The sequence below is a fragment of the Exiguobacterium sp. s11 genome (genome assembly GCF_018619015.1).
In the GTDB taxonomy this organism is placed as follows: Bacteria; Bacillota; Bacilli; order Exiguobacteriales; family Exiguobacteriaceae; genus Exiguobacterium_A; species Exiguobacterium_A indicum.
Map to the genome: position 1 here is coordinate 223,006 of NZ_JACSNF010000001.1, position 16,492 is coordinate 239,497.

The window sequence follows — 16,492 nt, forward strand, 5'->3', positions numbered from 1 at the left end:
CCCTTTCAGTGTAAAGGGTGGAGGAACGGAGTTCAAAAACGAGGCTCAGACTCGCACGAGACGATCTTCGATGATGACGCCATCTCGCATCTCGATCGTTCGGTTCGCCCGCTCTGCGAGTGCCGGATCGTGGGTGACGAACAAGACGCCGCAGCCCTTCTCTTCGTTTAATGACCGTAAAAGATTGAAAATGATTTCTCCCGTATCCGTATCGAGATTCCCTGTCGGCTCATCGGCAAGCAACCATTTCGGTTCATGAACGAGTGCTCGGGCAACGGCGACCCGTTGCTGTTGTCCACCGGAAAGTTGCGACGGCAAACTGCCTGCTTTATCAGCGAGACCGACTTGCGCGAGTAACTGCTCGGCGCGTTCTTTTTTATCGTATGGTACTTTCCGACCGAACAGAGGCGCCATGACATTCTCAAGCGCTGTCAGCGTCGGAATCAAATGAAACTGTTGGAAGATGAAGCCGATGTTTTCGAAACGGAAATCGGATAGTTCCTTACTGTTCAATTTATTGATCGGCTTTCCGTCATAATGCAACTCCCCACTCGTCGGACGATCGAGGGTTCCGATCAGACTGAGTAACGTTGATTTTCCGGATCCTGAAGGTCCAATGATCGAGATGAAGTCACCTGCCTCAAGCGTCACATCGATGTCTTGTAACGCATGTGTCTCGACACCGTCTCCCGAAAATGATTTTCCCATCTGTTTGCATTGAAATGTTCCTTCCATATGTAAGCCCTCCATATATTCGTGATAACGTAATATTCAAGAATTTATTGGGAATTCCTTCTAAATGAGAGGAAATAAAAAACAGCATTCTTGAGGAACAAGAATACTGTCAAGAAACACGTGGTTGAATGGAGACGAAATTTTTACGATAGACGAGTTCATACGGTAAGATGAACAATAGGCAAGCGAGAGCCGTGAATTGGATCATGCTACCGAATGGTGGTAACGGAGACAATGACGCATCATGCCACGCTTCATATAGACCGATGAATAGAAATAAGACGACAGCACTCGTCGTCACGTAGATGAGTAGACGAAGGGTTAACGGATAGTGGCGAACAATCCACAACATTGGTAAACCAAAGATAAAATAGGATAACGTCATCGCAAACGTTCCGAACTGAAAGACGATCTCAAAGTCGATCGTCGTCAAGAACGAATACGCTGTGAACGCTAAGAACGAAAGAATCGTCACAACAGCCGCATAACTGATCCAGCGCATACGGTTGGGCTCCTCTCCTGAATGTCGTTCCTGTTCGCGCAATCGCGACAGAAACCGGATATGTACAATTAGTGTAGGCAGTCCGATTTCATTTGTCAATTGTCTTCAGATTGACTTATTCAGTCACTAAACGATTGCACTGGAAGCGGATTCATTGAATAATGGAAAAAATGGACTAGGAAAGTGAGGTTTTACCGATGGAGGACCAATTCACGAATTTTCGTGATCGTTTTGAAGCTACTCCTGATCGCCACGAGGGTCTTTCGTATGACGAGGTCGAGTCACGACTGACGTCTTCGAAACAAGCAGCCCTCGCTTGGATGGAACAGACAGGCGGCGAGCCGAATGTCGTAACCCTTGATGGACGATTCGTCATCGTCGACACTGTCAAAGAGAGTCCGTCTGGTCGTCGAAGTGTCTGTTTGGACGAATCCGCTCGGCTTGGTCGAAAGAAAAATGCGCCCGTCGCAAGTGTCGAGTCGATGATTGAGGCGCTAGAGGTGCACCTCTTAACACCTGAACAGTATCAAACACTGCAGACGCAGTTTTCGTTTGACGAAAAAACCTCCAGTTGGCTTGCGACGCCGGACGTGATTCGTCAAAAAGGTGGCGCTTTATTCGGAGATCGTCGTTATCAGACGACGTTCATCTATCACAACGGGGCGGATTCCTATTATGCGAGCCGAGGATTTCGTGTCTGCATTGAGCTAGACTAATCCAAAAACACTCTACGATTAAAGTAGAGTGTTTTTTGTAAATTATAGGTAATAAAACCCAATTATGATATGATGGTCGATGAATAGAGGAGGTGGACGTCATATTTGTATTGGGATTGATTGTGGGTGGTCTTCTCATGTTGATCAGTTTACGGTTATTCCGCCAGCGACAGCCGGATACGATCGCATTGTTTAAAGATATCTTCTACGTGTTCGAAGTCCAGCCGGAATATCGGTTTCGTTATATCAGTTCTTCCCTCGATGACCATATGGGGAAAGGCGTGGCAGCAGCTAGCTACATGGATCCAGACGAGTGTTTCGCGCGGATTCATCCGGAAGACATCGAAGTCTTGATGTCGAAGATTTCGGGCGACTGTGACTACGATCAGCCGTTTCGGCAACGCTGGCGGACGAATGACGGAACGTACATCTGGTTCGAAGAATATGCGACACCAATTCGTGAAAATGGACAGATCGTTGCCATCCAAGGGGTGATCCGTAACATTGACGAGCAGTTGAAATCACAACAGGCATTGCTTGATCAATACCGGATCGATGCTTTGACACGTCTTGGTAATCGCCATGCCTTCAACGAGGCTGTCCGCACGCTCGATCAAGATAAGACGACTTATGGGTTGATTCTGCTTGACTTGAATGAACTAAAAGAACTCAACGATCGGTTCGGTCACGCGGTCGGTGATGCCTTGCTTGAACAAACTGGACTTTGCATCCGCCGCTTGACAGATCATGGCTACCGGATCGGTGGCGATGAATTCGTCTTGATTGATGAGAGTCCGTCGATTGAGACGTTTGAGGGATTCGTCGAACACGTTCGCTCGACGTTCGCGACGCACGAAATCGGGCTCGCAATCGGTGCCGTTCATACAACAACAGGACGCCGTGTCGACGACGTCCTGCATGAGGCAGATGAACAGATGTATCAAGAGAAGATAAACGAACGCTTAAGTCGTCAGCATGGATTGATGCGCTTGAAGCAATAAGGTGTTAAAGCGTTCCGGTTGATCGAGATTCGCTGTATGCCCCGCTCCCTCGACTGGTAAGACGATGACGTTTGGCACATGTTCCGCAACGAACGCGGTTGCGTCGACTTCGTATGTTTCATTCGTTCCATTTAGGATGATGACCGGCAAGGTGATCGACTGCAGCATCGTTTCCGTCAGTGCCGGGAAACGGAACGTCATCAAATCGAGAACTGCCCTCGCCGTCGTTTTCCAGGCAGGACCATGCAACTGCTCGAATTGGTCGGCAATCTCCGGTACCTGCTGTTCGAGGTTAAGGAAGAACTCTCGTTGCTTGCGCATCAGCGGCTCCATCGCTTTAGGAATGAATGGTGAAAAACCCGTGATACATACCCCTTCGAGTTCGTCCGGTGGATCGAGTGCCAGTTGCATCGCAAGCGTTGCGCCAAGCGACAACCCGAGAATCCATCCTGTACCTTCCTGTGCCATCCGTTCGCGGATGGCACGTGTTGCTTGTGATAAGTAATCGTCCGTTGCCGGCTCCGTCGTCATTCCGTGACCAGGCAGATCAATCGGAATGAACGTAAAATCATCCGCTAAAGCGGATAGCTGTGGTGCAAAGTGTGTTGCTGCCGTTCCCATTAAACCATGTAGTACATACATACGTGTCATACGGTAAACTCCTTAAATTGATGTAGTGTCAATATCGCGTCTACGATGACGTCCGGACGATCGCGATGCATCAGGTGTGATGTTCCCGGAACGAACGTCACGTTCGCCTGATCGGATAGATTCGCCTGTCGCTGAATCAATTCCTGCCATTTTCCTTCCATCTGCTCCAGTTCGTCTTTTGGAAAACCAGCAGCGCTCATCGTTTCGATCGACTGCGCTTTGTCCCGTCCAAGAACGGTCAACGGAACACCGAGATCGCGCATGCGTGGTTGAAGATCTTTCGCATCAGCTTTCCACTGCGAGATGATCGCATGCATCGACCGGTAATACGTCGGGTTCCAATCCGTGCGGTCATCCCCGTCCGGGAAACGGTCACGTAAATCAGTTGCTTTTGATAGTTCTTCGAACCGATCGATCCAGACGGCGTCATCCCCTTCCCGGTCGAGCATCGGTGTATCCAGCTGATCGAGTTCTGCTAAATCAACGGACGTCGCATCCACGAGAACGAGACCGGCGACACGTTCTGGATGATGTAGAGCAAAAGCTTGCGCAACGAGTCCACCGTAGGAATGACCGACGAGTGTGACCGGAGTCGTGATATCTATCACGTTAAGGAACTGGTCGATTTGCCGTAAGATGCCGGTCGTCCCGTCGATGTAATCGTCCGACCATTCGTGCGGATGAAAGCTGACGACGCGGTAGTCCGGTGTCAGTTTCGTCAGAATGTCCGCCCAGTCCTGATACGTCCCACCGAGCGAGGGGAGGAGTAACAACGGTCGACCTGTCGAACCATCGTCATAAAACGTCACTTGTTTTCCGTGTTGTTGAATACATCGTTCCACTAAAATCACTCCTCTATACTTTGAAAGATGGTGTTTACCTTGATTCGTGCTTTATTGTTTGATTTAGACGAGACGTTACATGACCGGTCCGGTTCTCTTCCCTATTTCCTTCGGGATCAGCATCAACGTTTTCGTGAAGTTGCGCCTGTTCCGATCGACGACTACATCACGACGTTCTTGGCGCTTGATCAAGAAGGACGCGTCTGGAAGGACGACGTCTATACGGAAATGATTCGTCGCTTCCAGTTGTCGCTTTCTGTTGAAGTACTGCTACACGACTACGTGGCGCGTTATCCGATCTTCGCACGGAGCTTTCCGGGAGTCGACGCCTTTTTTGCGCAATTACCGCCTGAGCTACCCATCGGCTTACTATCGAACGGTCGTACGACGTTCCAACGTGCCGTCTGTGACGCAATCGGACTGTCTCCCTCCTTTACGCAGATTGTGATCTCGGAACAAGAAGGCGTCCGTAAACCGGATCCGACATTTTTCTTGCGCTTAACGGATCGTTTAGGTGTTCGCCCGGACGAAGTCCTTTATGTTGGCGACAATTACGACCACGACATCTTACCGGCACGCGCCCTCGGCATGAAGGCGATTTGGAAGCGCACAGGCGATGTTCCATTGACTGACAAGCAATTTTCGGACTGGTGCCAGTTACCTGCCCCACTCCAAGACCTGATACGAAAGGAGAACCAGCCATGACGGAACAGATTCGCCGTTTCCAACCTGACGATTTTGAGCAGATTCATCGATTGAACGCATTAGAAGGGTGGCAGGATCTCGTTGCTGATCAAGAGCGGACCCGCAACGCGTGGATGAATGCAAATGCCGCTTTCGTCCTTGAGTCTGACGGACAAATCCTTGCCTATGTCCGCGCTTTAACGGACGGTTCAGTGACGACGTTCGTCTGTGAGCTCCTCGTCAGCCGAAACGCACGCAAGCGTGGGTACGGACAACAGTTGCTCAATCACTTGCAACTCACCTATCCGACGCGGATCGATCTCCTGGCAACCCGTCAAGCTGCTTCTTTTTATGAACAACAAGGATTTCGTGCTTTCCATGGTTTCCGTAAATCACGATGAAGCGAGTGATTTCGAATAACTCGTGCTCGTCACGCTATAGCCCATTGCTTGATAAAAGTGATGGGCTGCTTCGCGTTCCGGTCGATTGCCACTGTTCAGCAAGACGGCAGTTGCTCCTCTTGCATGCGCCCAGTCTTCCGCTGCTCGTATCAAACGGCGTCCAATTCCCTGCCGACGATGTTTCGCGTTGACGACAAACGCGACGATTCGGACATAGGTCGTATCATGCTCAAACGCTTGCGCCTGAAACAGACCGACGCAGCCGAGAAGCATATCGTCGTCTTCTAACACAAGCAATTCATAATCCGGATGACGGGTGACCCGCGAAAATCGTTCGCGTAAGACGTCCTCGCTTGCCGGATAACCAAGTTGCGTCATCAATCCGACCAATTGTGGTAGATCGTCTGTTGTCCAAGACCGGATGGTCATATTTCTCTCCCCCCTTATCGTGTGGGCGACAGAATCATCACCCGTTCTCGACCCTCTTCCTCACCGACGACCAGCACGTGCTCAGATACCGGATCATCCTTGATTTGATAGACGGTAAACGCATCGAGGTTCGACGCAAAATCAGATGTGTCCTGTTCTAGTTGCGTATCAGTCAAGACATCATCCGTGACACCGAGTCGCTTCCCTTTCAGCTGTTGCCAATCTGTATCCGTAATTTTTTTGGCTACCGTGTATAACTGTTCATCATAATACATGCCGACGACCATCGATTGCGACGATTGCTCGGGAACGGTCTCATGCAAGGAGCTGAAACCGATGATCGTCAGACCTGCAGCAAGGCAAACAGCTCGTACAGAGCGCCGGCGCCGTTTTGCTTTGCGGATACCCTGAATTGTTCGTTTCCTGACGGATGACGGTACGTCGATCAAGAATTTTGGCTCGTGATTCATAGACTCATCCCCTTCTGTCGTCGTACCTTCTCGAGTGCGCGGTACAACGTGCTTTTGATCGTACTCAGTGGCACATTGAAGGTTTGCGCAATCTCTTGCAATGACAAATCTTCTTCATACCGGAAGTAGACGATTGATCGCTCGGTCGGCTCGAGGACATCCAGTAAATCGTTCAAGTACAAGCGATCGACGAGACGCTCTTCAAACGAAGTCGTTTGACTCGGTTCGATCGCGAGCGGCTGAAACGACGCTCGATGTTGCTGGAAAGCGCAATTCATCGTGATGCGCGTCAACCACGTCTTAAAATACGAAGCATCCCGTAAACTCTTTCGCCCACGCCATGCCCGGTACGCGACCTCTTGGACGTTCTCAAGCGCTGCCGCCTCCTCTTTCAGATAAATGAAGGAAATACGGTACACATAGTCTTCTTCTGCGAATAAAGCTGCTTCAAAAGCAGCGTCGGATAATGCTGTACCTGACTTTCGGAACACATCGGCATCCTCCTTTTTGGCAATCACTCCCCTATTAGATACGCGACACGTTTAAAAAGTTTCATTTTTTTCAAATTTTTCTTATAATTCCCTTTTCTTGCATGAATGAATTCGATAGGATGGGAAGCAGAGAGGGTGATGAACGTGTACAAGAAACTCATTGCATTACCGGAGCTTACGCATCTCGAAGGGGCGGTCTCCATCCACCAGCAAGGTGAACAAATCTTTAGCCATGCTAACGGATTCGCACATCGAGGCTACCGCGCATCGAATACAGAAACGACACGATTCGGAATTGCCTCAGGTGCGAAACTCTTCACGGCGGTCGCTATCTTACGGTTAGTCGAGGAAGGAAAGGTAGCACTCGACGAACACGTCGCGCCGATTCTACCGGACATAGGAATCGATCTAGACGGTGTGACCATACATCATATGTTAACCCATACGTCAGGCATCGGTGATTATTTTGATGAAGCGACGATGACCGACTTCGAGGAGGTCTTTCAAGATTTCCCGATGTACCGTTTGCGTCGTCCCATCGATTTTTTACCGTTGTTTCAAGGTCAAAAAAGACTGTTCACTGCAGGCGAACGTTTTCATTACAACAATGCTGGATACATCCTGCTCGGTCTCGTGATCGAACAATTGACGAAACAACCCTTCGCGGATTATGTGACGAACGAATTATTCGCTCGGGCGCAAATGACACAGTCTGGTTACTTCCGACTCGATTCGCTACCGGCAGATACAGCCATCGGTCACATCGAGAATGAAGACGGAACGTGGCGAACGAATCACTATGCGTTACCGATCATTGGCGGACCTGATGGCGGCGCCTTCCTCACAGCATCAGACATGGAACGTTTCTGGCGAAGTCTTCTGACGCATCAGTTGCTGTCTGAATCGATGACTGCGCAACTGTTTCATCCCCACGTCAAAGTCAACGATGTTGCGTCTTATGGTTACGGCGTCTGGCTGAAACGACTCGATGCCAAACGCGAGAAGTGGCACATCATGGGTTACGACCCGGGTGTCAGCTTTCATTCCGCCTATTATCCACAATCGAAAACGATCGTCACCGTCTTATCGAATACGTCTGACGGAGCCTACGCGCTCGTTCAGGCCATCGAACAACTTTTACTTGAGAAAGGAATCCATACATGAACCTTTATATCGCTTCTCGCTTTGATCACACGTTGACCGTCCGCTGGCTCCGCGATGAACTCCGCTTGCGTGGACACGATGTAACATACGACTGGACGATGAATGATCGGGCAGAGGATCCTGAAGCATTACGAAAGATTGGTCTTGCTGAATTCGAAGCCGTGCAACAAGCGGACGCCTTCGTCCTCGTGTTACCAGCAGGAAAAAGTAGTCACGTCGAACTCGGGATTGCGCTCGCGACGAATCGCCCGATTTACTTATGCATGCCGGATGCGACCTACTTCACCGGACCATTGGCCAGTACGTTTTATCATATCGGACGGACGACCTCTTGCTTCGGAACGAAAGAAGACTGGCTCGCGCAGATTCTTGCTGATCGCTTACCGGAAGAACAACTTACGTCATGAGGACCGTCCTGTTGACGATTGGACCGACCCATGCCGGGAAAACGACGTTCGCACGACAGCTTGCTCAACGTCTACCAGCAAGCCTTGTCATCGATCAGGATCTTCAAGCACGCTTTTTGCTCGAACATTATCCGGACCTCGTTCCAACAGAAGGACCGAATCAGATCAAACATGACTTGACGGGATGGTTGATCGAACAGGCAATCACGTCTTCCGTCGAGACGATCATCTTATGTAATGCCAACACCTCGCGGATTGGTCGGAAACAATTATTAGATTCTTTCTCCCGTTCGACGTTCCGTTCGATCCTCGTCTGGTTCGATTTACCCGAAGTGACAATTGCAGACCGACTGACTCACTCCAAACGCGATGGACGAGAAATTCGTGGCGACTCGTCGTACTACGACATCTATCAGCGGCAACGAATTGAGCCGCCAGTTTCCGGTGAAGCGGACCAGATTGTTCGTCTTCGTTCGATGGAAGACGTTGACACATTCCTCGATCAAGTCACGGATCCGTCGCTTGACGCTCTCTTCGATGCTGTGTCGACTGATTGAAGAACATGACAATCGTGCGTAAAGCACCCGCTTCTTTATCAACGCATGCAAAAGGACTAGCCGATATGTAACCGATTACAAAAGAAAGAAGGAATATTCATGTCTGAAGAACAACGATTGACCGGCGGAAATGTCTCCGCTGTCTATCAAAAAGGTGAGCATGTCTATCGCTCACAAAAAGAGAACAGCAACAACGTCCAACGGTTATTATGCCATTTAGAAGCGAAACGTCTATCTGGTGTTCCGCGTTTCGTCGGCATCGACGAACAAAATCGAGAGATCCTGACCTTCCTCCCTGGCGAAACGGCCGATTATCCGCTAAAAGCATACATGTGGCATGACGACGTATTGGACGATGTTGCGCATCTGATGCGCCAGTATCATGACGCTACAGTCGACTTCGACGTCTCACCGGACTGGGCACCGTTGCTCAATACCCCGACTCCATACGAAGTCATCTGCCACAACGATTTTGCCGTCTACAATACGATTTTTCAGGATCAAAAACTGAGTGGCGTGATTGACTTTGACCTCGCAGCACCTGGTCCACGTGCTTGGGATATCGTCTATGCGCTCTATACGTTCGTTCCGATTAGCAGCAGACGACAGGCACCTGACGGATCCGTTCTTGCTTATTCACTAGAGCAAGATGACACACGTTTCGCCAAGCGAGTGAGTCGGTTCCTTGATGCGTATGGCTATGAAGGACCGCGTTCCGAACTCCTATCCATGTTATTGTTACGCGTCGAAGCCCTCTATCTGTTGATTGATCAAAGAGCTGCGAACGGTGATGCTGCCTTCATCAAGATGAAAGAAGAAGGTCACGACACACATTACCGCGCGGAATACCGTTTCATCACGGAACATGGGGAGAAGTGGTTCATCGATAAACCTTCGATAACATAATGTTCTACGACATCGATCATCACAAAGGAGTGATTTTTTTGAAGATTATTGATCTCGATTTTTTACTGACGACTGAAGAATATGATCTCGAACTGGATACGATGTCGTTAAAGGCGAACGACCATTACGCGATTGATTTCTATTTTTATGGCGCTGACGAAACATTCAATCTTTTGATTGACGATCCTTCGCGCGATTACTTTTTGATGCGTTTCGAAAAGTACGCCGTTTTCCTAGGAACGTTGCAAGAGCATGGCATCATCGACGACAGACTCCGAAACCCTTGTCCGGTCGTGAAGTCAAAAGAATCGATATTTGGAGAGTTCGCTGCAAAGTATATGAAAACGAAGGAAATTTATACGGAACGGGGGGACTTGCACTTATTTGCCATCAGGACACATGAACAGGATTTTTACATTTTGTCCTACAGTGATCCAATCATCATTGATCATATGGCGAAAGAGGATTAATTGAACAGCAGATGTTGTTACACCCTAAAAAAAGAGGAGTATGAACGTATATTGAAAAAATCACTGACCTTACTTTTCGCTATCCCCTTCCTGTTCTTAACTGCTTGCACGGAACAAGAGAAGACAACACGACCCTCTACTCAACAGATCTTAAAGAGTGAAAAAATACAATCCGAATCTGTAAAAATCGATGCCGAAAGTAAATTGAACATTGTTTTTCTTTATGAACCATACAAACAATATCTACAATCGTCCTTAAAAAACAATGATCCTGAAGAAGATAAAAAGAATTATGCGAAATATGTCTTAAGCTATATCGACAAAATCGGGGAAAAGGAGCAGTTTGCGACAGCCGACTTGAAAGGTTTCCCAATGTTGCAATCAACCGTGTACGAACAAGAGCTACTCGACAAAATCGAGGACTTGATGAAACAACAAGATGACATTACAAAAATCATTAAAAAAAATTACATCGCTTCTCATAAGATCCTTCCCAAAAAGAAAAGTACCATCATCGTCGCTCCGGTTAATCCTGAATCCTCTTTCGATCTTCAGTCAATGAAAGGTGTTACAGGAGCAGCCTATAAAGATGCATTCATTCTCTATCTGGATACAAACTACGATAAAGACATCCTGGCATATTCGACGGCACACGAATATCATCACTTAGTCCTCAAGGATACACCTGATTTTAGTTTAAGTACGACTCTTAATTCCGTCATCGTCGAAGGAAAGGCAGATGCCTTTGCCGACCGAATCGTCAAAGGCGTCTCCCCTCCATGGAATGTCGAAATGGATGAAGTAACGAAGAAACATGTCGTGCATCTGGTCAACAGATATGAAGTATCACAACTCGACTTCGTCGTAGGTAACAAACAAAAAGAGATTCCTCGCTGGAGTAACTACATTTTGGGACGTGATATCCTCAATCACTATTTTGAGTCGCATCCAGATCAGTCCATTGCTGACTGGACCTATACGAATCAAGCAGATATCTTAAAAGGGTACACGTATCAAAAGATTCTTGAACAATGAGGTGCTTTCATGAAATACATATGTCCCGTCTGCGGATATGCGCAAATGGACGACGTTGCTTATGACGAAAATGGTGACGCTTCGTTTGAAATTTGTTCTTGCTGCGGCTTTCAGTTCGGAGTAGACGATAATGTCGAAATCGAGGACGGTATCTTTTTATCGAGAAGTGAGACACATGACTTGTATCGCTCAAACTGGCTCAAAGAAGGTGCTAAAGTCTTTAGCCCTTATGCCTTTGAGCCTGGTACAGGAAAGGGTGAACCTTTAGCGAGAACGGCTTTGAAAAAACAATTACGAGCAATTCATATCAGACTAGAAACATAAAAAAGGAGCGCTGCTTTTCACGATGACTCGTGTGAGTTCGTGCTTCTTTTTTATGTCATCATGCTTGAAGCTCGTGCATCATCAACATAATTGTCATGCTAGTTCCTTGATCTGGATGATTTTCAATCGTTACCTCATCGTCAGGTGAAGCAATAATTCGTTTGAAGATCGACGGACACGCCAAGTAAATCAAGGACAAGTCGAAGTAATTTCTTCGTCCACTGTTGTTCCTGAGAAGCAGAAGAATATTTTTAATGTCTTCGACTCGACGACCTCCTTCGTTCCTTGTGCCTCTCCTCGTCCTAAAAAGAGCGTGGAACCGATTAATAGGAGTACCAGGATGACCCCTCCACTGATCCATAACCATTTCTTGCGTGTTCGTTTCATGTTAAATGCCTCCCTTGATTGGGGTTAATCCAATCTTAGAGAGAAGTTATAAGAAAAACATAAATGAGTAAGGATTTCGAAAATAAAAACACAATAGACAAAATTTTCTAAAAATAATACACTATATTTAACCAAATTATGTAAAAGGAGTGGCCACATGAATATTACCTTTCAAGATGTTTCGCACTCGTTCGAGCGAAGCGGTGTCCGGACCGATGTCTTGCATCAACTAAATGGACAATTTTTGCAATCGGAAGTAACGGCACTCGTCGGTCCGTCCGGGTCCGGAAAATCGACGTTCCTTAGTCTCCTTGGTTCGCTCGATCGTCCGTCGTCCGGTCAGATTCTCTATGACAGACAGGACATTACGTCTTGGAAGAACAAACGGTTATCACAATTCCGCTCGCAAGAGATCGGCTTCATCTTCCAGCAGTTTCACTTGTTACCTGCACTGACGGTGTCTGAGAACTTAAAGGTCGCCTTGTTAAAGCAAAAGACATCCTTCAATCAAGAGGAGCGGATTCTCGAGCTGCTCGAACGGGTTGGACTCGACGATAAACGGAATGCTTTACCGGCTCAATTATCCGGTGGACAACAACAACGGGTCGCGATCGCCCGTGCCCTGCTTCACCATCCGCAATGGATTCTCGCGGACGAGCCGACCGGTAATCTTGATTCCGTGACCGGTGACGCAATCTTCGAATTGTTACTAGAGCTGCATCGTGAAGCCAAGTGTGGCGTTTTATTTGTCACACACGACCTAGAACTCGCCGAACGTGCTGACCGGATTCTCTTCATGCAGGATGGACGAATCGTCGAAGATCGCCGGAAGCGTACGGTGCAAAGTGTTTAAGTACTGTTTAAAGGGAGGTGTCTCGCGTTGCACACGTTTCGTGCCAAATTAATCACGAGCTTCATCGGCTCACTTGTCGTTTTTCTGTTGCTGTCGGTATCGACGCAGTCTGCGTATGAAGCGTTTCGGAATGCGGACTTCTCGGAACAGGAGACGACGATCGTGCGGGGATGTAATCATAACGACTTATCCAATTTATTCTTCACAAAAAACAGTTGTAATTTCGATGACAAAATCGATGAGAGAGAAGACGGCATCTATATGGGAACGTCCGATGAAAAAAGTAAAAATACGGGAGGAACGCCACGCGGTCGAAAAGTAAAGGATCTTCCTCCATTTTCTATTTTGAATGTTGTAGAAGGCACATCCTCCAACAACATTCTATTCTTCACTGCTGTACTTGTACTCGTTGCTTTCGTAGCATACAGGATTCGTCGTCGTCGGCGACGTTCATCACAATCACGAGAATTTGAAAGTGAAGCAAACCATTGGGTCCAACCATCGTCTGAAAGTTATGTCCAACAAACAAACCTTCAATCGATGCTTATTCCGCCTGAAGAATCATTACGCCTGATGCTATTTGATTTTAATCAACGATTACCACGTGCCCTCAGACGGCGAAGCCACGAATCGTTGACAGACTGGACGGAGCGCATTCATCTGGTGGCGCCACTCTCCCCTTACTTCGTCACCCGCTACGCAGCGCAAGCAGAAGTAAAAGCACTCGATGCACAAGCGATTCACCATTTCGAACAAGATCTTGCGCGTTATTTAAAGACGCAGCTCTCTCAATAACAAGCAAAGGAGACTACATATGTTACGCTTCGTCATCAATCAATGGCGCCGGCAGCGCGGGAAGTTCATCCTGACGCTCGTCGGTGCGCTCATCATCAGTGCCGGACTCAGTTTGATGTTCAATCTTACCGACTCCAGTCAAGGAACGGTCGAACAGACGTTACAAAAAAAATGGTCGTCTGCGTATGACATCGTCGTACGACCGAAGGGAAGTCAGCTTGCAAGTGAGTCGAATGATTTACTGGAACCGAACTATTTGAATGGAATCGATGGTGGAATTTCCTTCAAACAATACGAAACCATCAAGAAAATGAACGACATTGAAATTGCGGCACCCGTTGCTGTGATGGGTTATGCAAGCATCAATGTTAACGTTCCGAAAGTCTTAAAATTCCCAAAAGAAGACGGAGTATATCGGTTAACGACGCAAGAATACGATGACTCGGGTATTAAAAAAGAGCGCCTTTATCATCAGTCCTATCATATTGTCCAAGGATTAAAAAATCCTGCTCCAGAAAAGAAAACATTCTCTACCAGACCGATACAAGAGTTTTCGAATCTTACGATGAATCACCTGACACTTCTCGTTGCAATCGATCCAGACGCAGAAGCTAAACTTGTCGGACTAGACAAGAGTATTCTTAAAGGTAAAAATTCACGGTATTTTAAAGAAACGGACCAATATCGTAAAGGAGGAAGTGATGGCTCATTCCATACCATCCCAGTCATCATCGATCCCGATGCCGTGAGTCGCGGTAATTTTTCATTTAAAGTCGAAAAATTAAAGGTATCTTTCTCGACTGCCAAAGAGCAACACTCGTTTATCAATCGTCTTGCAAAAGAAGATCTGCACAAAACGTCGTTTAATTCATCTTTAAATGACTACCCAGCAAAAGTTCTACAGAAGGAAACAGTTTCCGTCATGGATATGCAACGTATTTTTCTAAATTCATTGAATGGAAAAACGACACGATTCATGAATCGTGACGCTACTGGTTCCACTGAGGTAGGTCTATTCTTTAAAACGAGTCCACTAAAATACAAGTCTACTAAAAGTCCCTTTCCTAAACGCTGGTCCAATGCGTATGCCGTTGAAACAGCTCCAACAAAATTAAAAAATTGGAGTTTTTCTGAAACTAATGTCCCTACATTCGGTTATCGCTCGATTCAATCGACGGGCAAAAAATTTAACTCGAAAGATCCGGGAATGCTCCCTTACGTCGTACCTTATTTTTCGATGGACATCATCGGACAATATGATGCTGACAACATTCAGGTTTCAAAAGATCCGTTAAATCAGTTACCGATGGAGACGTACAGACCATCAACGGCTGATTTAGTTCTTGACGAAAAACAACAACCGATCAATCCAGCTCGAAAAATTCAATCGTCTGGAAACCCGGTCGGACTACTGACAAACTCACCGCATATTCTAACAACACTTGATGTTGCAAAAGAGACATATGGTGAAAAATCGATTTCTTCGATTCGTCTAAAAATCAAAGGGGCTTCGACCGTCAGTGAAGAGTCAGAACAATTACTCCAAGACGTGAAGCAACAAATCGAGCGAGAAACCGGGCTCATCGCTACGATAACTAAGGGTTCTTCCCCACAACCGGTCGTCACGAAAGTCGTCGAACAAGGCAAAACACTCGGTTGGATCGAACAACCATGGGTTCATATCGGTGCCGCGATGACGATCTTCCGCGAGACGAGCGTCGGTTTTTCCGGTGTTATCTTCGCGATGCTCGCGGTCGCGATCGTCTATGTCCTCGCGACGAGTTATGTCTCGATGCTCGCCCGCCGGAAAGAATTCGCCGTCTTACTCGCACTCGGCTGGCGGACGAAGGATCTTTATAAAATTGTCTTGATCGAGGCGGCGATCCTCGCCGGATTCGTCTCGACAGTTGCCTTAATTGTCGAAGGAGTCTTCTCGTATGTTCGTAACGAAGCGATGAACGGCTGGAGCCTTCTCTGGATCGCGCTATTCAGTCTCGTCATCTACTTCGCTGGCGCGACCTGGTCAGCGTGGACGATTCGCCGCATCTCACCGTACGAAGCAATTAAGACTGGCGAATACGCGAAAGCGGCTCGTGTCGGACTGAAGCTTCGTTCGACCGTGACATTGGCGCTAAAAGAACTAATTGGGAAATGGAAGCGTAATAGCCTGTCCGTCCTCTCAATCGCTCTACCGACGGCGCTCTTGACGTTCTTCTTATTCGTGACGTTCCATTTACAAGGTGTTCTTTATACGTCGTGGCTCGGTCAATTCGTTGCCTTGCAAGTCGGTCCGATGCATTACGTGACGATGGGTGTCGCAATCACAATCGCCATTTTGACGACGGGAGAGATCATGTGGCAAAACGTCACCGATCGCCGTGCATCTCTCGCCGTCTTAAAAGCACTCGGCTGGACGAACGGTGCGATCCGACAATTGATTATCCTTGAAGGTTTCTTAATCGGACTCTTTTCCGGTATCGTCGGACTGTTAATCGCTTACACCACAATTTATACACTGTACAATCTTGTTCCGTGGAATGAGCCATTGTTGATTGGCGTATCGCTCGCCTTACCGATTCTGTTCGGTGTCATCGCTGCCTTTATCCCAGCACAATTGGCCGCACGTGTGCAACCGTATCAAGAACTAAAAGATGCTTCGTAATCAAAGGAGT

22 protein-coding genes are annotated in these 16,492 nt (G+C 47.6%); 14 read left to right on the forward strand and 8 right to left on the reverse strand.

Going from position 1 to position 16,492, the window contains the following annotated elements:
• Positions 1 to 45: 45 nt before the first annotated feature.
• On the reverse strand, positions 46 to 735 hold the full coding sequence (locus KNQ12_RS01365) for an ABC transporter ATP-binding protein (RefSeq protein WP_050677982.1): 690 nt from the start codon (positions 733 to 735) through the stop codon (positions 46 to 48).
• Positions 736 to 844: 109 nt separating this feature from the next.
• Positions 845 to 1,237 carry a hypothetical protein gene (locus KNQ12_RS01370; protein ID WP_214745856.1) on the reverse strand — a complete coding sequence of 131 codons (393 nt, stop codon included), beginning with the start codon at positions 1,235 to 1,237 and terminating at the stop codon, positions 845 to 847.
• Positions 1,238 to 1,434: 197 nt separating this feature from the next.
• Here KNQ12_RS01370 and KNQ12_RS01375 point away from each other — a divergent pair, with 197 nt between their 5' ends.
• On the forward strand, positions 1,435 to 1,953 hold the full coding sequence (locus KNQ12_RS01375; protein WP_214745859.1) for a DUF4256 domain-containing protein: 519 nt from the start codon (positions 1,435 to 1,437) through the stop codon (positions 1,951 to 1,953).
• A gap of 137 nt (positions 1,954 to 2,090) precedes the next feature.
• A complete protein-coding gene (locus KNQ12_RS01380) occupies positions 2,091 to 2,954 on the forward strand; it encodes a GGDEF domain-containing protein (protein WP_214775391.1) in 864 nt (287 codons plus the stop codon).
• Here KNQ12_RS01380 and KNQ12_RS01385 read toward each other — a convergent pair.
• Both KNQ12_RS01385 and KNQ12_RS01390 read right to left on the reverse strand, forming a co-directional pair.
• Entirely contained in the window at positions 2,916 to 3,605 is a 690-nt protein-coding gene (locus tag KNQ12_RS01385; protein WP_214745865.1) for an alpha/beta fold hydrolase, read from the reverse strand. The genes KNQ12_RS01380 and KNQ12_RS01385 overlap by 39 nt on opposite strands.
• Positions 3,602 to 4,447, reverse strand: a complete 846-nt coding sequence (locus tag KNQ12_RS01390; RefSeq protein WP_214745868.1) for an alpha/beta fold hydrolase — start codon at positions 4,445 to 4,447, stop codon at positions 3,602 to 3,604. The genes KNQ12_RS01385 and KNQ12_RS01390 overlap by 4 nt, the downstream gene beginning before the upstream one ends.
• A 27-nt stretch (positions 4,448 to 4,474) precedes the next feature.
• On the opposite strand from KNQ12_RS01390, the gene KNQ12_RS01395 reads away from it, so the two are divergent.
• Positions 4,475 to 5,152, forward strand: coding sequence for an HAD family hydrolase (locus KNQ12_RS01395; RefSeq protein WP_214775393.1), 678 nt, complete (start codon positions 4,475 to 4,477; stop codon positions 5,150 to 5,152).
• Complete coding sequence (locus KNQ12_RS01400; RefSeq protein ID WP_214745874.1) at positions 5,149 to 5,532, forward strand: GNAT family N-acetyltransferase; 384 nt, start codon at positions 5,149 to 5,151, stop codon at positions 5,530 to 5,532. The genes KNQ12_RS01395 and KNQ12_RS01400 overlap by 4 nt, the downstream gene beginning before the upstream one ends.
• Here KNQ12_RS01400 and KNQ12_RS01405 read toward each other — a convergent pair.
• From KNQ12_RS01405 to KNQ12_RS01415, 3 genes are read right to left on the reverse strand one after another with little or no spacing between them, the layout of a single operon-like run.
• Positions 5,524 to 5,961 carry a GNAT family N-acetyltransferase gene (locus KNQ12_RS01405; protein WP_214745877.1) on the reverse strand — a complete coding sequence of 146 codons (438 nt, stop codon included), beginning with the start codon at positions 5,959 to 5,961 and terminating at the stop codon, positions 5,524 to 5,526. The two genes, KNQ12_RS01400 and KNQ12_RS01405, sit on opposite strands and share 9 nt — an antisense overlap.
• A gap of 14 nt (positions 5,962 to 5,975) precedes the next feature.
• The gene (locus KNQ12_RS01410; protein ID WP_214745880.1) at positions 5,976 to 6,431 is read right to left on the reverse strand and encodes a type 2 periplasmic-binding domain-containing protein; all 456 of its coding nucleotides are present in this window, start codon (positions 6,429 to 6,431) and stop codon (positions 5,976 to 5,978) included.
• Positions 6,428 to 6,922 carry a sigma-70 family RNA polymerase sigma factor gene (locus tag KNQ12_RS01415; protein WP_214745883.1) on the reverse strand — a complete coding sequence of 165 codons (495 nt, stop codon included), beginning with the start codon at positions 6,920 to 6,922 and terminating at the stop codon, positions 6,428 to 6,430. Before KNQ12_RS01415 ends, KNQ12_RS01410 begins: the two co-directional genes overlap by 4 nt.
• 144 nt (positions 6,923 to 7,066) lie before the next feature.
• On the opposite strand from KNQ12_RS01415, the gene KNQ12_RS01420 reads away from it, so the two are divergent.
• The 7 genes from KNQ12_RS01420 (at position 7,067) to KNQ12_RS01450 (ending at position 11,785) form a co-directional block, all read left to right on the forward strand.
• Positions 7,067 to 8,086, forward strand: coding sequence for a serine hydrolase domain-containing protein (locus tag KNQ12_RS01420; protein ID WP_353047604.1), 1,020 nt, complete (start codon positions 7,067 to 7,069; stop codon positions 8,084 to 8,086).
• Positions 8,083 to 8,493 carry a toll/interleukin-1 receptor domain-containing protein gene (locus KNQ12_RS01425; protein WP_058264981.1) on the forward strand — a complete coding sequence of 137 codons (411 nt, stop codon included), beginning with the start codon at positions 8,083 to 8,085 and terminating at the stop codon, positions 8,491 to 8,493. The genes KNQ12_RS01420 and KNQ12_RS01425 overlap by 4 nt, the downstream gene beginning before the upstream one ends.
• The gene (locus KNQ12_RS01430; RefSeq protein ID WP_214745889.1) at positions 8,490 to 9,050 is read left to right on the forward strand and encodes an ATP-binding protein; all 561 of its coding nucleotides are present in this window, start codon (positions 8,490 to 8,492) and stop codon (positions 9,048 to 9,050) included. The genes KNQ12_RS01425 and KNQ12_RS01430 overlap by 4 nt, the downstream gene beginning before the upstream one ends.
• Positions 9,051 to 9,149: 99 nt before the next feature.
• Positions 9,150 to 9,956 (forward strand): phosphotransferase, encoded by an 807-nt coding sequence (locus KNQ12_RS01435; RefSeq protein ID WP_214745892.1) that lies wholly within the window; start codon positions 9,150 to 9,152, stop codon positions 9,954 to 9,956.
• 38 nt (positions 9,957 to 9,994) lie between these two features.
• Positions 9,995 to 10,426 (forward strand): hypothetical protein, encoded by a 432-nt coding sequence (locus KNQ12_RS01440; RefSeq protein ID WP_214745896.1) that lies wholly within the window; start codon positions 9,995 to 9,997, stop codon positions 10,424 to 10,426.
• 204 nt (positions 10,427 to 10,630) lie between these two features.
• Positions 10,631 to 11,461: a DUF2268 domain-containing putative Zn-dependent protease gene (locus KNQ12_RS01445; protein ID WP_251055688.1), complete on the forward strand. Its 831-nt coding sequence runs from the start codon at positions 10,631 to 10,633 to the stop codon at positions 11,459 to 11,461.
• Positions 11,462 to 11,470: 9 nt separating this feature from the next.
• Positions 11,471 to 11,785 carry a hypothetical protein gene (locus tag KNQ12_RS01450; RefSeq protein ID WP_056061570.1) on the forward strand — a complete coding sequence of 105 codons (315 nt, stop codon included), beginning with the start codon at positions 11,471 to 11,473 and terminating at the stop codon, positions 11,783 to 11,785.
• 189 nt (positions 11,786 to 11,974) lie between these two features.
• On the opposite strand, the gene KNQ12_RS01455 is transcribed toward KNQ12_RS01450, so the two are convergent.
• Positions 11,975 to 12,172: a hypothetical protein gene (locus tag KNQ12_RS01455; RefSeq protein WP_214745902.1), complete on the reverse strand. Its 198-nt coding sequence runs from the start codon at positions 12,170 to 12,172 to the stop codon at positions 11,975 to 11,977.
• Between the two features lie 157 nt (positions 12,173 to 12,329).
• Here KNQ12_RS01455 and KNQ12_RS01460 point away from each other — a divergent pair, with 157 nt between their 5' ends.
• Genes KNQ12_RS01460 through KNQ12_RS01470 form a run of 3 tightly spaced genes read left to right on the forward strand, consistent with a single transcriptional unit; the run spans position 12,330 to position 16,482 of the window.
• On the forward strand, positions 12,330 to 13,025 hold the full coding sequence (locus KNQ12_RS01460; protein WP_214745905.1) for an ABC transporter ATP-binding protein: 696 nt from the start codon (positions 12,330 to 12,332) through the stop codon (positions 13,023 to 13,025).
• 27 nt (positions 13,026 to 13,052) lie between these two features.
• The gene (locus KNQ12_RS01465) at positions 13,053 to 13,820 is read left to right on the forward strand and encodes a hypothetical protein (RefSeq protein ID WP_214745908.1); all 768 of its coding nucleotides are present in this window, start codon (positions 13,053 to 13,055) and stop codon (positions 13,818 to 13,820) included.
• 19 nt (positions 13,821 to 13,839) lie between these two features.
• Positions 13,840 to 16,482: an ABC transporter permease gene (locus tag KNQ12_RS01470; RefSeq protein WP_214745911.1), complete on the forward strand. Its 2,643-nt coding sequence runs from the start codon at positions 13,840 to 13,842 to the stop codon at positions 16,480 to 16,482.
• Positions 16,483 to 16,492 lie beyond the last annotated feature (10 nt).

Excerpts from the sequence above, each read along its gene's own strand:
- KNQ12_RS01455 (WP_214745902.1), bottom strand. The coding sequence starts at position 12,172 with ATGAAACGAACACGCAAGAAATGGTTATGGATCAGTGGAGGGGTCATC.
- KNQ12_RS01375 (WP_214745859.1), top strand. The coding sequence starts at position 1,435 with ATGGAGGACCAATTCACGAATTTTCGTGATCGTTTTGAAGCTACTCCT.
- KNQ12_RS01425 (WP_058264981.1), top strand. The coding sequence starts at position 8,083 with ATGAACCTTTATATCGCTTCTCGCTTTGATCACACGTTGACCGTCCGC.
- KNQ12_RS01410 (WP_214745880.1), bottom strand. The coding sequence starts at position 6,431 with ATGAATCACGAGCCAAAATTCTTGATCGACGTACCGTCATCCGTCAGG.
- KNQ12_RS01450 (WP_056061570.1), top strand. The coding sequence starts at position 11,471 with ATGAAATACATATGTCCCGTCTGCGGATATGCGCAAATGGACGACGTT.
- KNQ12_RS01460 (WP_214745905.1), top strand. The coding sequence starts at position 12,330 with ATGAATATTACCTTTCAAGATGTTTCGCACTCGTTCGAGCGAAGCGGT.
- KNQ12_RS01365 (WP_050677982.1), bottom strand. The coding sequence starts at position 735 with ATGGAAGGAACATTTCAATGCAAACAGATGGGAAAATCATTTTCGGGA.
- KNQ12_RS01405 (WP_214745877.1), bottom strand. The coding sequence starts at position 5,961 with ATGACCATCCGGTCTTGGACAACAGACGATCTACCACAATTGGTCGGA.
- KNQ12_RS01370 (WP_214745856.1), bottom strand. The coding sequence starts at position 1,237 with ATGCGCTGGATCAGTTATGCGGCTGTTGTGACGATTCTTTCGTTCTTA.
- KNQ12_RS01380 (WP_214775391.1), top strand. The coding sequence starts at position 2,091 with ATGTTGATCAGTTTACGGTTATTCCGCCAGCGACAGCCGGATACGATC.
- KNQ12_RS01400 (WP_214745874.1), top strand. The coding sequence starts at position 5,149 with ATGACGGAACAGATTCGCCGTTTCCAACCTGACGATTTTGAGCAGATT.
- KNQ12_RS01395 (WP_214775393.1), top strand. The coding sequence starts at position 4,475 with ATGGTGTTTACCTTGATTCGTGCTTTATTGTTTGATTTAGACGAGACG.
- KNQ12_RS01385 (WP_214745865.1), bottom strand. The coding sequence starts at position 3,605 with ATGACACGTATGTATGTACTACATGGTTTAATGGGAACGGCAGCAACA.
- KNQ12_RS01435 (WP_214745892.1), top strand. The coding sequence starts at position 9,150 with ATGTCTGAAGAACAACGATTGACCGGCGGAAATGTCTCCGCTGTCTAT.
- KNQ12_RS01470 (WP_214745911.1), top strand. The coding sequence starts at position 13,840 with ATGTTACGCTTCGTCATCAATCAATGGCGCCGGCAGCGCGGGAAGTTC.
- KNQ12_RS01430 (WP_214745889.1), top strand. The coding sequence starts at position 8,490 with ATGAGGACCGTCCTGTTGACGATTGGACCGACCCATGCCGGGAAAACG.